This window comes from Methanothermobacter wolfeii, assembly GCF_025397995.1.
Taxonomy (GTDB): Archaea; Methanobacteriota; Methanobacteria; order Methanobacteriales; family Methanothermobacteraceae; genus Methanothermobacter; species Methanothermobacter wolfei.
Map to the genome: position 1 here is coordinate 571,329 of NZ_CP104550.1, position 12,764 is coordinate 584,092.

Annotated in this window: 11 protein-coding genes; all 11 read right to left on the bottom strand. The window is 48.9% G+C overall.

Translation table 11 applies throughout. From position 1 onward, the window contains the following. Positions 1 to 147 precede the first annotated feature (147 nt). A complete protein-coding gene (gene feoB, locus N5910_RS03305; RefSeq protein ID WP_074358705.1) occupies positions 148 to 2,058 on the bottom strand; it encodes a ferrous iron transport protein B in 1,911 nt (636 codons plus the stop codon). Between the two features lie 12 nt (positions 2,059 to 2,070). Then, positions 2,071 to 2,790, bottom strand: coding sequence for a metal-dependent transcriptional regulator (locus tag N5910_RS03310; RefSeq protein WP_370518335.1), 720 nt, complete (start codon positions 2,788 to 2,790; stop codon positions 2,071 to 2,073). 106 nt (positions 2,791 to 2,896) lie between these two features. Next, on the bottom strand, positions 2,897 to 3,490 hold the full coding sequence (locus N5910_RS03315; protein WP_191216440.1) for an acetate uptake transporter: 594 nt from the start codon (positions 3,488 to 3,490) through the stop codon (positions 2,897 to 2,899). Between the two features lie 45 nt (positions 3,491 to 3,535). Continuing rightward, entirely contained in the window at positions 3,536 to 5,440 is a 1,905-nt protein-coding gene (acs, locus tag N5910_RS03320) for an acetate--CoA ligase (RefSeq protein WP_074358707.1), read from the bottom strand. Positions 5,441 to 5,589: 149 nt separating this feature from the next. Beyond that, positions 5,590 to 7,227: a thermosome subunit alpha gene (thsA, locus tag N5910_RS03325; RefSeq protein WP_074358708.1), complete on the bottom strand. Its 1,638-nt coding sequence runs from the start codon at positions 7,225 to 7,227 to the stop codon at positions 5,590 to 5,592. 224 nt (positions 7,228 to 7,451) lie between these two features. Then, complete coding sequence (locus tag N5910_RS03330) at positions 7,452 to 7,865, bottom strand: hypothetical protein (RefSeq protein WP_074358709.1); 414 nt, start codon at positions 7,863 to 7,865, stop codon at positions 7,452 to 7,454. Further along, positions 7,866 to 9,095: an FprA family A-type flavoprotein gene (locus N5910_RS03335; protein WP_261599771.1), complete on the bottom strand. Its 1,230-nt coding sequence runs from the start codon at positions 9,093 to 9,095 to the stop codon at positions 7,866 to 7,868. A gap of 107 nt (positions 9,096 to 9,202) precedes the next feature. After that, entirely contained in the window at positions 9,203 to 10,030 is an 828-nt protein-coding gene (locus N5910_RS03340; RefSeq protein ID WP_261599772.1) for a 4Fe-4S binding protein, read from the bottom strand. 132 nt (positions 10,031 to 10,162) lie between these two features. Then, positions 10,163 to 10,711: a RimK/LysX family protein gene (locus tag N5910_RS03345; protein ID WP_261599773.1), complete on the bottom strand. Its 549-nt coding sequence runs from the start codon at positions 10,709 to 10,711 to the stop codon at positions 10,163 to 10,165. 65 nt (positions 10,712 to 10,776) lie between these two features. Then, positions 10,777 to 12,165, bottom strand: coding sequence for a cyclic 2,3-diphosphoglycerate synthase (locus N5910_RS03350; protein WP_261599774.1), 1,389 nt, complete (start codon positions 12,163 to 12,165; stop codon positions 10,777 to 10,779). 219 nt (positions 12,166 to 12,384) lie between these two features. After that, the gene (locus N5910_RS03355) at positions 12,385 to 12,693 is read right to left on the bottom strand and encodes a UPF0058 family protein (RefSeq protein ID WP_261599775.1); all 309 of its coding nucleotides are present in this window, start codon (positions 12,691 to 12,693) and stop codon (positions 12,385 to 12,387) included. Positions 12,694 to 12,764: the final 71 nt, after the last annotated feature.

Genomic DNA, 12,764 nt, shown 5'->3' on the forward strand with positions numbered 1-12,764 from the left:
AGGAGGATGGTATTCTGGGGGGGCATTGAGTGGTGTTTTCTTTCTTCTATGTGCTATTATGAGGTCACTGGGTAATGCAAGTACGGCCGATCACTCGAGGGCGGTGAATGGGTTGTGGTATTATGAGGTCACCGGGTAATGTCACTACTATAGGATGAAGGGCAGTATCCTTGCAAATATACCCCCAATCAGTATTGCTGATCCAAGGTTTGCGAGGGTTATCACCGATGTTGACTTCCACCCGAATTCCCTTGCAAGTATGGCGATTGTTGAGAGGCACGGGAAGTACAGCATCCCCACAAGTGTCAGTACAAGTATCTGCTGGGCTGTGAGGGCTGCGCCGATGTTGGTACCTACAAGGGATACAAGGCCAAGCAGTATGAACTCCTTCCTCACTGCACCAAGTATTAGAAGTATACCTGCGAACACCGGGAGTTTAAGCCACCCCACCGTCAGGGGGGCCATGAAACTGCTTATTGGGTCCAGTACTCCGAAGGCGTAGAGTACCTGTATCAGGGCGCTTCCAACTATGTATATGGGGAATACGAGGTATATGAGGGATTTTGTCCTTGTCCATGTCTGCCTTGCAATCACCCTGAATGAGGGCATTTTCAGGGCGTGCATCTCCATTATAAGGCCTGTGGTTTCCCCTGGGAGTGCCTTGAGGGCGAATTTTCCCATGATGAATATTATGAGGAGGTCTAGGGCGTAGAGTCCTATGGCCCACCATACATTCACAAAGAGTGCTACAAGTCCAAGTATGAGGATGGTCCTTGCCGCGCAGGGGGCGAAGGATATTGCAAAGGCTGCAAGGAGCCTCTCCCTCTGGGTTTCCAGTATCCTGGTGCTGTCGATGGCTGGGACACTGCACCCGTATCCGAGGATGAGGGGTATAAGCGCCTTCCCGTGGAGCCCTATCTTCCTCATGAAGGCGTCCATCATGAAGGCGACCCTTGTCAGGAGTCCTGAATTTTCAATGTAGGATAGCATGAGGTAGAAGGGTATGACGAAGGGTATGACAAGGGTCAGTCCGGCGACCACGCCTCCAAAGGCACCGTTCCATATTATTGATGTTACTGAACCTGAGAACTGGGGGTCGACTGGCTGGAAGAACCCGAATATCCCTGTGAGGATGTCTGAGAAGAATTCGCCAACAACGAAGGTCCAGAGGAGGAGGCCGCCCACAACAAGGGCCGAGGATATGTAGCCATAGACGGGATGCGTCAGGAAGCTGTCAAGTCGCTCTGAGAAGGATGTGCTGATGTCAGTCTGTTCCTGGGCCCCTGAGGCTATCACGTTTGACAGAGCATATCTCTCTGATGTTATAACAGAGAAGGATGGTTCATTATGTATCCTTTCAACCTCCCCGGCGAGTCTTTTTGCAAGGTCCCTGACTTCACAGGGCATCATCTCTGTTATTTCAGGGTCATTTTCAAGGAGCTTTATAGCCACCCATCGCCTTGAGTATCCCTCAGGGAGTTCGGGGAGGTGCTCCATGAGTTCCCTTATTCCTGACTCAACTTCCTTCCCGTATTCTATTACATGGGGTTTTATATTTTTGTCTGCAGCTTCAAGGGTTTTCCTGAGAAGTTCCTGGAGTCCCTGACCCTTAACAGCCACCGTGGACACCACAGGGACTCCCAGGGCCTTTTCAAGTTTCTCCTCATCTATGACTATCCCCTTCTGTTTTGCCATGTCCACCTGGTTGATGCATATGACCATCGGCACTTCCATTTCAATTAGCTGGAGTGTGAAGAAGAGGTTCCTCTCAAGTACCGATGCATCCAGGACATTAACCACCACATCCGGTTTCTCCTTGATTATGAAGTCCCGGGATACTATTTCCTCCATTGAGTATGTTGAGAATGAGTATATGCCCGGGAGGTCTATTATGTGGATGCTGCGACCGTGGAACTGGAGATAGCCCTCTGCCCTTTCAACGGTTTTACCGGGCCAGTTACCGACTATCTGGTTGGATCCTGTCAGCTGGTTGAAGATCACGCTTTTACCCACATTTGCGTTCCCTGCAAGTGCAACGGTTATCTCTGATTTTTTCATGGAGGGCACCCTTCACTCTTCTTCTGTGTCTATGAATACATTGTCTGCTATGTCCCTTCCAAGGGCCACCCTTGAACTCCTGACCTCCACCTCAACGGGTCCGTTGAGAGGGGCCTTCTTGATTACCTTCAGTGGCACTCCTATGGTTATCCCCATGTCCATGAGCCTCCTAACGACCCTGTAATCTCCCCTTATGAAGGACACTCTTCCTGTTTCTTCTTCATCCATTTCCCTGAGGGATCTGAGTTTCTCATCCCTGCACCCTATCTCTTCGATGTCCGCGTCCTTCATTTCAAGGCATTCCTCGCAGGTGCTGAATTTGAAGTCACATGCGGGGATGGGGTTTTTATCGGGGCATTCCCCTGGTACGTTGAGAAGATGGCAGAGGGCCCTTTCAGCATCATCAGATAGGGAGTGTTCCATTTCACAGGCCTGTCTGTGTATCTTTTCCCTTTTTATTCTAAGTATGTCATGGAGGAACCTTTCAAGTATCCTGTGTTTTCTTGTCATCCTGCGGGCTACCCTGTATCCCCTCTCGGTCAGCACGGCTCCTCTGTAGGGTGAGTATTTCACATATCCCTCGGAATCCAGTTTTTTGAGCATCTGGGTGACACTGGCGGGTGCTATGTTCATTGTTCTTGATATCTCCGTGGTACTTGCAGTCCTTCCAGATTCAATGAGCCTGTAAATGGTTTCAAGGTATTCCTCTATACTTTCACTGAGATGCTTCATTAGGTTCACCTAAATCCCTGATGTTGATTTAGTTGAACCTAATTCAATATAAATCTTTCTAAATATGGTTAATCTAAAAAATAAAGGGGGAGTTTGGAAAGGATATTCATGTTGGGAGCACGTTCCTTCCATAGGCTTCGTTGATGACCTCTGCAAGGCCAACGTACATGGCAGCAGCACCCGTGAATATCCCCTCATAACCTGCAACCATTGTTATCATGGCTGAACCTGTGATTTCACCGGCTGTAAGCAGGAAGAACAGGATGGCAAGGCTTATGAATATCACCTGTATTCCCCTTTTGAGTTTGAGTGTTGCGATGAACATCGCCAGCGTGAAAAGGCCCCACATGAATAGGTAAGCTGCCATTGAGGTGGGGTCTGCTGCGGCCGCCGCCGTACCAGTTGTCTCAATGAACCTGATGTTCGGTATCATCAGTAGGAGTACCAGTGACCACCAGAAAAGTCCATATGAACCGAAGGCCACGGTCCCGAAGGTGTTACCCTTCCTGTACTCCATTACACTTGCAAGTATCTGGGCTATACCCCCGTAGGCAAACCCCATTGCAATTATCATGCTGTTTATGGGAAAAAGACCTGCATTGTGCAGGTTCAGCAGTACAGTGGTTATACCGAACCCAAGAAGCCCGAGGGGAGCTGGATTGGCGGTTCTGTCAGATATAACCACTTCTTTATCTGTCATTGTTTTTCACCTATGCATTTTACCATTTAAACTAGACATGGAACCTTACTCCTCAAGTGTTGAGGTATCTCCAGGGTCCCTGCCCTCCTCTCTTGCCCTGAGGATTCTCCTCATTATTTTCCCGGACCTTGTTTTTGGAAGCTGTTCAACCTGGACCATTTCACCTATAACCGCTACCGGTCCAAGTTCATGGCGCAGGTGTCTCTTCAGTTCCTCTATGAGGGCTGCGTTCAGCTGATGACCCTTTTTAAGTATAAGGAAGGCCTTTATAACCTCCCCCTTAATAGGGTCTTCCTTTCCTATAACAGCTGCCTCTGCAACTGCAGGGTGGGCTACAAACACTGATTCAACCTCTGCGGTGCCTATCCTGTGACCTGCTATGTTAAGCACGTCATCTGATCTTCCCTGGATCCAGATGTAACCGTCCTCGTCCTTTCTTGCCATGTCACCCGCGGTGTAGACCCCTCCGGGGATCTGTTTCCAGTAGACGTTTATATACCTCTCTTCATCGTTGAAGAGTGTCCTGAACATTGCCGGCCAGGGCTTCTTGATTACAAGGAATCCGCCCTTACCCAGGGGGACGGGTTTACCGTTTTCATCAACTATGTCTGCCTCTATACCCGGCAGTGGCTTTGTGACCGATCCTGGTTTCAGCGGTGTTACGGGAAGCGGTGCTATGAGGTGCATTCCTGTTTCTGTCTGCCACCAGGTGTCTATTATGGGGCATCTTTCCCTTCCAATGTTTTTGTAGTACCAGATCCATGCCTCGGGGTTTGTGGGTTCCCCCACGGTTCCGAGGATCTTCAGTGATTTGAGGTTGTACTTCCTGGGGTGTTTATCACCGAACCTCATGAGGTGCCTTATTGCGGTGGGTGCTGTGTAGAACTTGGTGACACCGTACCTTTCAACTATACTCCACCACACCCCTGGGTCAGGGTAGTCGGGGGCTCCCTCATAGAGTAGTGTTGTTGTTCCAAGGAGCAGGGGTCCGTAGACAACGTAGCTGTGTCCTGTGATCCATCCAATATCTGCCGTACACCACCAGAGGTCCCCGTTGTGGATGTCAAAGGTCATCTGGAGGGTTGATGCAACACCGACCATGTATCCCCCTGTTGTATGGAGGACCCCCTTTGGCTTGCCTGTGCTCCCTGATGTGTAGAGTATGAAGAGGGGGTCCTCTGCATCCATTTCCTCTGTCTCGCACTCGTCATCCTCCCCCTCAATGAGTTTATCGAAGAGCATTTCACGGCCGCTTATATCTGACATTTCAATTTCGATGTCAGTGTGTTTCACGACAACCGTTGTTTCAATGGTGGGGCACTGCAGTATTGCCTCGTCCACTATTGGTTTTAATTTGATTACCTTGCCCCTCCTGTAGGTTCCATCTGCAGTTATGATTATCTTGGCCTTTGCATCGTTGAGGCGCTCCACCAGGGCACCGACACTGAGGCCTGAGTATATGACGCTGTGCACAGCTCCGATCTTTGCACATGCAAGCATTGATATTACGAGTTCCGGGCACATGGGCAGGTACATTGCCACCGCATCGCCCTTCCTGATCCCGAGCCTTTTAAGCACGTTCGCGGTCCTGTTGACCTCACGGTGGAGTTCATAGTAGGTGAGTTTCCTTTCCTCACCCCTTTCATTCACGTAGAGGATGGCGACCTGGTTTCGTTTGTCGGTTTCGATCCATCTGTCAACGGCGTTGTGTGTCATGTTGGTTTTGCCGTTGACGAACCACTTGTAGAATGGCTTGTTGCTTTCATCAAGGACCATGTCCCACTTTTTGAACCAGTCAAACATTCTGGCCTTTTCTTCCCAGTATTTCTCATGGTCCTTTCCCTTTTCGATTTCAGCCTCCCAGTTTTTTATGTGGGCCTCCTCCACTATGGTGTAGTGGGGCTTGAACACCCTGTCTTCTTCCAGGAGAACTGAGGTATCCTTTGACATTTTTCATACCGCCATTGTTTCTTAGATGGTAGTAAGTTCTTCCAGACTTATATATTTTACTATTATTAATCATGATAGATAGGTAATTAATCATGATATATAATATATATTTAAACTTTTTTATTAATTACATCTAAAAATTAAGGGTGTTACATCATGGGGGGCATTCCGCCCATGCCTCCCATTCCACCCATTCCTTCCATATCATCCTCATCCTTTGAGGATACATCGAAGCCCCTGGCAGCGATCATATCATCGATACGGAGGATCATTTCAGCTGCTTCGGCTGCAGACTGTATAGCCTGTTTCTTGACCCTCTGGGGTTCAAGGACACCCTCCTTTTCCATGTCAACAACTTCACCGTTGAAGACATCGAGTCCCATGTAGGGTGATTCCTCATGGGCTGCCCTCAGGTCCACCAGTATGTCGATGCTGTCAAGACCCGCGTTTTCTGCGAGGGTCTTTGGAACTATTTCAAGGGCGTCTGCAAAGGCGGATACTGCAAGCTGCTCCCTTCCACTTATGGTTTCAGCGTATTCACGGAGTTCCCTTGCTATTTCAACTTCAGGTGCTCCTCCTCCAGCCACAACATGCCCGTCCTCAAGTGTTGCTGATACAACGCCTATAGCATCTTCAAGGGCCCTCTCCATCTCCTCTGCAACATGCTTTGTGCTGCCCCTGAGGATTATGGATATGGCCTTGGGGTCCCTGCATTTTTCAACGAAGGTAAGGACATCGTCGAAGATCTTCTTCTCATAGACAACTCCGGCCTCTCCAAGGTCCTCCTCGGTGAGGTCTTCTATGTTTGTAACGAGCCTTGCACCTGTGGCCTTTTCGATGCGCTTGATATCGGACTTCTTAACCCTCTTGAGGGCCATTATACCCTGACGTGAGAGGTAGTGGAGTGCAAGGTCATCGATGCCCTTCTGGCAGAAGACGACGTTGGCACCGGTGCTGACTATCTTGTCAACCATGTCGCGGATCATCTGTTCTTCCTGTTCAATGAAGGCCTGCATCTGTGATGGGTCGGTGAGCCTGATCTTTGCATCAGTTTCAAGGTCCTTAACCTCTATTGGATACTTCAGGAGGGCTATTTTAGCGTTTTCAATCCTCTTTGGCATTGAATTATCTGCCCTTGCCTTGTCTATCACTATACCGTTTACTATTCTTGACTCGTTGACTGAGGCTCCCTGTATCCTCTGGATGTTGATGTTGTCCTTGTCCATTTCACCGTCCTCTTCAACCTGAAGAACTGCCTCGACAACGAGTTCTGCAAGTTTATCCTTAGCCCTCTCTGAACCCTTACCGGTCATGGCTGTCACCGCAACCTTCCTGAGGGTTTCCCTGTCACTGGCCTCTATTGATATCCTGTCAAGTATCTCCTGAGCCTTCAGTGCTGCCTGCCTGTAACCCAGCGCTATTATTGTCGGGTGGACACCCATCTCGATGAGGTTTTCAGCCTCCTTCAGGAGTTCCCCGGCTATTATGACTGCTGTGGTTGTCCCGTCACCCACCTCGTCTTCCTGGGTCTTGGCGACCTCCACCAGCATTTTTGCTGCAGGGTGGGAGATGTCCATTTCCTTCAGGATTGTAACTCCATCATTGGTAATCACGATGTCCCCGAGGGAGTCAACCAGCATCTTGTCCATACCCTTGGGTCCAAGGGTTGTTCTCACGGTCTCTGCAAGGATCTTACCTGCAAGTATGTTGATCCTCTGGGCTTCTTTTCCAACGTAACGGCTTGTATCCTGGGGTAATATTAATATGGGCTGCTGTCCCTGTGCCATTCAATCACCTCTTGAATAAATAAAGTATGCAATTATCCATGGGTTTGAGGTTCTATAAATAGTTTGTGCAGTTATGGTCTGTGGTTTTAGGGGTGCAGTGATTTTTCATGGATTCCTGCTTAATGTATTGATCAGGGGTTTGAGATGGTTTAATATGTGGTTCAGCTCCATTAAATAAAAAAATAAAGATTTTTAATTAATTTTCGGTCTCATGAAGGAGAGGGTCACTGGTTGGGGAATATCCTGGGGAGGAACGTCTGACAGAAGTCGGGTGTGAGCTTTGAGGTCTCATGTTCAAGCTTCTCAACGATCTCCTTCTCGATTTCAGGCGTCCTTGTTGCCTCAACAGAGAACCGCTTATCATCAATGAGGACCCTGAGGGATTCGGTGCCCATTGTCATCTCAAATTCAACTGTGTTTCCCATCTCCATGTCACGGAGTATATCCTCCATGATATCATCTGACAGTTTCAGGAGCTTCCTACCCTCCGGTTCATAGACATTCCTTGATGTTCTGATCCTCTTTATATGGACGGGTGCACAGCCCTCTTCCCTTATGGTCTTCCTCACGGTCCAGAACAGACTCACCACTATCTTCTTCTCAGGGTCGTGGCTACCTTTAAATTCAACGGTCTCCATTCAAATCGCCTTCATCTCCTTTATCCTGGCCCCTATATTTTTACCTATCTCGTAGCAGCGCTCAAGTTCATCCTCGCCAGGCACATAGTTGACCTCAACCGTCTCAGCAACCTCAAAACCGGTTGAGGAGAGTTCATCTGTGAGTGCCTTCACGGCACCGCCTCCCCATCCCCTGGACCCGAAGACAACTGCAAGTCTTTTAATTCCTGTCCTGTCGAATGACAAACCCCTTAAATAGTACATGATGTCTCCGAGGCTCGGGAAGGGTCCGTTAAACATTGTGGGGCTTCCGATGAAGACGGCCCTGCTTTCAAGTATATTCTTCACGATTTCACTCCTCTCATCATCATGGAGGAAGTGCATCACAACATCTATCCCTTCTGCCATGAGTCCCTCTGCAAGGGCATGTGCAAGCATCCTTGTTGAGTAGTGCATGGTATCGTAGATTATGGTTGCCTTCTCAGGGCATTTACCCGTGGCCCAGTCTGTGTATGCTCCGATCACCTTCATGGGGTCCGTCCAGATCTGTCCATGGGATGGTGCAATCATCCTTATCTTCTCAAGGAGTCCCAGTTCCTTTACTTCACCGAACTTCCTGAGGACAAGGGGTGACAGCGGTGTCAGGAGGTTTGCATAGAACTTTGAAGCCGCATCCATTAGCACATTCTCAGGAACATCCCGGTCGAACCTTTTGCTGATGCAGAGGTGCTGTCCAAATGCATCATTGGAGAAAAGAACCCCATCCTCTGCCAGGAAGGTGAACATGCTGTCTGGCCAGTGGAGCATGGGTGCCTCAAGGAAGGTGAGGGTTTTCCTGCCAAGATCCACAGTGTCTCCCGTCTTAACGGTTCTGAATTCAATGTCCTTCAGCTGATGATAATGCCACCTTAAACCCTCCGCCGCCTTTTCTGTGCAGATTATCTCGGGTTCATATTTCCTCAGGACCTCTGGAAGGGAGCCGCTGTGGTCCCTTTCAACGTGGTTCTGCACCATCACGTCTATCCTTTCTTCCAGCCCTTCCCTTCTAAAGGCGTCCTTTATCCTTCCGAACATCTGTGCTGATGTTCCAGGGTATGTGTTGTCTATCAGGGCAACCCTTTCTTCTCCAAATACAAGGTAGACGTTGTAGGTTGTACCGCCCAGGGTGTAGCCATGGTAACTGCGGATATCCCAGTCCATGACACCAACCCAGTAGACACCGTCTGCAATCTTGACTGCATCAGCCTTCATATTATACACCGGCATAATTTATGTTGGAGCTTTAATATTAACATTGCTGCTGGGATTCCTGCCTTGGAGGGTAGTTTACCATTAATCTCCGATGTCTTTAAGTGCAATCACCTTGAATTCGCTGCAGCTTCAGGTTTCGCCATCAACCTCTCGAATCTTGACCTTATATGATGGTAGCCCTTTGTATAGAAGGGGCAGTTTTCTATGCAGAATGTGCAGCCCTGACTGCACCCTATACACCTCTCATCCATCAGAACCACACTGGAGCTGCAGCATCCTTTAAACTCAATGAGGGCCTCCTCTGGGCATGCCCTGATGCACTTGCCGCACCTTTTACAGTATTCGGTTATCCATTCATGTTCGTTATCATCCTTCAGGGGGAGGCTGGCTATGCTTGTGATTATGGCTGAAACCTTCTGGGCCGGACCTGATTCAGGGGTTATGAGGAGGCCGCTGTGGCCTTTAAACCCAATCCCTGCCCTCTGGGCCATCAGTGTGAGGTTGAGGATTCCGCTCATTGGGTGTATGGCCTCTGCAAAGTACCCCCTTTCCCTGAGGTAATCTGCAAGTCTGAAGGTCATCTCAGCCAGCCTGTCATAGAGGCTGCTGTTTAGCCTCTGGGCCTCTTCACCGGGCGCTGTTTTTATAAGCTCTTCATCCATTTCAGCGGTAAGTACTATGGCATTGGGGTACTGGATGAACCTTTCAGCAATGACCACATCAGGGGTAACAAGGGCGTATCCGACCTTTTTAATTCCCAGTGAACCTGCATATTCTTCAAACTCTTTAAGGAATCCTTCATCCACCAGTACGGAGGGTTTTGATGGGTTTGGAATCCTGCACTGGTCCCTGTATTCTATGAATCCGCATCCACATTTACTCTTTGAATCATCCTTCTGTGGGTCACTGTTTCCACAGCAGCTTCCATTTTTCATGCTATCACCATCATTTAATTCAACTAACTATCCATATATCTAAATTTATAAATATATGTGTTACCGACACCCCATTTTAGTGTTCTGAAAAATCAGAAAGATGGTTTATCAAGTGATCCTTTTCAGGTCACATCAATCTTCTATTTCATATTCAAATTCCCAGAAGGGAGTGCCCTCTGCCTCCACGCACCTCAGGTGTTCTATTTCATGGGCCACACCGTAGGCGCCTGAACCTGTGAACTCCAGCGGACCCTCTATCCTCTTGAGCCTTATTTTAAGGTCCAGGGGGTCAAGAACAGCCCTCAGTATGTAGTCACCATCCACCAGGACACGGTAGGGCCTTTTAACAAGTTCCCTTTCATTTCTTGAGCTGCACTTCTCAAGCCGGTAGACCGTTCCCTCCTCCCTGAGCACCGATGGATTAAGGAAGAGGTAGACTATTTCAAGGGTCCTGCCCACCATTTCCTCTTCATCAAAGCGGGTCACCTTCTCCTTTATGGCCATGAACCTGCCGGTTTTCTCTGCAAGGCTCCAGTCACCACCAAAACGTATGGAAAAAAGAAGGGGTATGAAGGCTTCCCCAGGTATGCCAAGCTCCTGGATAACCTTCTTCTCTGTAAGTGAGAACCTGAGGAGTTTCTTCAAATCGGCATGGTCCAGGGGTTTCTCAGTTCCTGTCATGTTTTCCCTGTGCTGTTCGTTCCAGAGATGACATCTTTAGATCCTTAAACAGGAAGACCAGGTTTTCATGGTGTCTTCCTGGTGTTGAAATCGTTAATGGCCATCTCAACGACGTCAATTATGGCATCATCCAGCTCATCCTGGGAACCATCCCTGACAACAGGTATGTTGTCACAGTATACAACCTCGAGTCCAGCCTCCAGGGCGTCCCTGGTTGCCACGTCAACTGCAGCGGCCTTGAGTTCGGTGAGCATAACATCCGCCTCGTTGATGTACCTTTCAATGTCCTTCTGGAGTAAGGGCCTGTTTGAGAGGTGGGGTGTTGTTCCAACGACCCTGCACCCGTACTCTGATTCAAGGTGCTCAACAAGGAGGCCCTGTACGGATTCAGGGGCTGTTGTTGCAAAGAGCACATTCTTACCAGCTATATCGCCCAGGGGTTTCGGTCTGAATACGGTTGCTATGACCTCTGCATCGGGGTTTATGTCCCCTATGAACTCGGCTATCTCCCTCACCTTCATGTCACTGGCCATGGGTTCCTCGCACATGGTGAGTATAACAAGGTCCGCCAGTTTGATCCTGAAGGGGCCGAGGAAGTTTTTAATGTTCATGATGGGCTGGTTTGCTCCAACAAGGACTATGTGTCTCATGGACTTCACAGGGGGTATGGCGGCCCCGCTCCCCTCGAGGATTATGAAGTCGGCGTCCAGGGTGTTTGCAAGTTCAGCGCCACGCTTCATGTTGGTTATGAAGACATCCCCTGCCATCCCCCCGCCGCAGCGCCGGCAGCCAACGGTGAGTATGCGGCTCATGAGGGCGTCCTCCCAGTGGTCAGAGGCTGCATGCACACCCCTATCTGACTGTTCCATCAGGTACTCGGGGGTTATGTCAATCTCATCTCCACGAACGATTTCAGGTTCTTCAGGACCGCCCCGGCCCATTGCAACCACGCATGGGTTGTACCTGCGTTCATGGATGAGTCGGGCTGCATAGGCAGAGACGGCTGTTTTACCTATCCTCTTACCCGTCCCGAGGATCTTGAGGGATGGTTTTTCAAGAACATCGTATTCTGTGAGGGGCTGGAATTCAAAGTCAGGGCCCCTGTAAACCGCACCCTCACCAAGGACCACGGAGGCTATCCTGAACCTCTTTGAGTAATCAAGGACCGGTTCATCACTGAGGTCCATGACGGTGTCTGCACCGTACTTTCTTATGAGTTTGCCTATGAGTTCATAGGGGATCCTGTCATGGTCCTCACCGAAGTAGACGGGCCTCTCCATCATCTCACTGTACTCCTCCGGCGAGGAGGTTCTGAGCTTCTCGGTTCCACCTATGAATATGAGGGCCTTCACATCGATGTGCTCCATTGAGTCAAGGGTTTCGACGGCGGCCTTTGTCACAGGCAGATAGTGCTCTCCATCCACAAGACATATCATCCGTTCCATAGCCTTCATTAAAAACACCCTCCTGATTAACATTGCCCTGGACTTCCAGAGCTGTGAAATCATGATAATATTATAAAATTGTCGCCCCAGTGTATTAATAGATGATGGTAAAGGGAGAGAATCTCAGGGCCGGGATGACCCTCTGCTGATGGCTGCCTTTAATATGAGACTGGCATTATGGCTAATGCTTAAAATTAATAGGATATATTATGGGAATGTGAGGAGCGCTTATTTTGCCTCGAGTTTGGCTTCTATCTTAACGAGTTCCTTTCTTGAGCGCTTAGCAAGCTCTGAAAGTCCATTAACCACGTTCGGAGGGAGGTTGTTGTTTTCCTTTTTGGCGAGTATCTCTGATATGGCGCTTGAAAGGACAAAAATAGCATACTTGTGTTCGGCCTTGGTCCGGTGGATGTGATGGGGGCTGATGTTCAGGGAGAAGTACTCCTCGCATTCGTCTTTAATATCATATCCATTCTCAAGGTACTTCAGAACATATACTAAAAATTGGTGAAGTTGTATCATTTCGTCCTTATACATTTTACCAGCCTCATTCTCCTTATAAGTATGTATTAAATTTATTATTTAAAAATTTTGGTTCACAGAGCAGC

Coding starts and splice junctions, on each gene's coding strand:
- N5910_RS03330 (WP_074358709.1), bottom strand. CDS start 7,865: ATGGAGACCGTTGAATTTAAAGGTAGCCACGACCCTGAGAAGAAGATA.
- N5910_RS03340 (WP_261599772.1), bottom strand. CDS start 10,030: ATGAAAAATGGAAGCTGCTGTGGAAACAGTGACCCACAGAAGGATGAT.
- acs (WP_074358707.1), bottom strand. CDS start 5,440: ATGTCAAAGGATACCTCAGTTCTCCTGGAAGAAGACAGGGTGTTCAAG.
- N5910_RS03315 (WP_191216440.1), bottom strand. CDS start 3,490: ATGACAGATAAAGAAGTGGTTATATCTGACAGAACCGCCAATCCAGCT.
- N5910_RS03310 (WP_370518335.1), bottom strand. CDS start 2,790: ATGAAGCATCTCAGTGAAAGTATAGAGGAATACCTTGAAACCATTTAC.
- N5910_RS03355 (WP_261599775.1), bottom strand. CDS start 12,693: ATGTATAAGGACGAAATGATACAACTTCACCAATTTTTAGTATATGTT.
- N5910_RS03350 (WP_261599774.1), bottom strand. CDS start 12,165: ATGAAGGCTATGGAACGGATGATATGTCTTGTGGATGGAGAGCACTAT.
- N5910_RS03345 (WP_261599773.1), bottom strand. CDS start 10,711: ATGACAGGAACTGAGAAACCCCTGGACCATGCCGATTTGAAGAAACTC.
- thsA (WP_074358708.1), bottom strand. CDS start 7,227: ATGGCACAGGGACAGCAGCCCATATTAATATTACCCCAGGATACAAGC.
- feoB (WP_074358705.1), bottom strand. CDS start 2,058: ATGAAAAAATCAGAGATAACCGTTGCACTTGCAGGGAACGCAAATGTG.
- N5910_RS03335 (WP_261599771.1), bottom strand. CDS start 9,095: ATGAAGGCTGATGCAGTCAAGATTGCAGACGGTGTCTACTGGGTTGGT.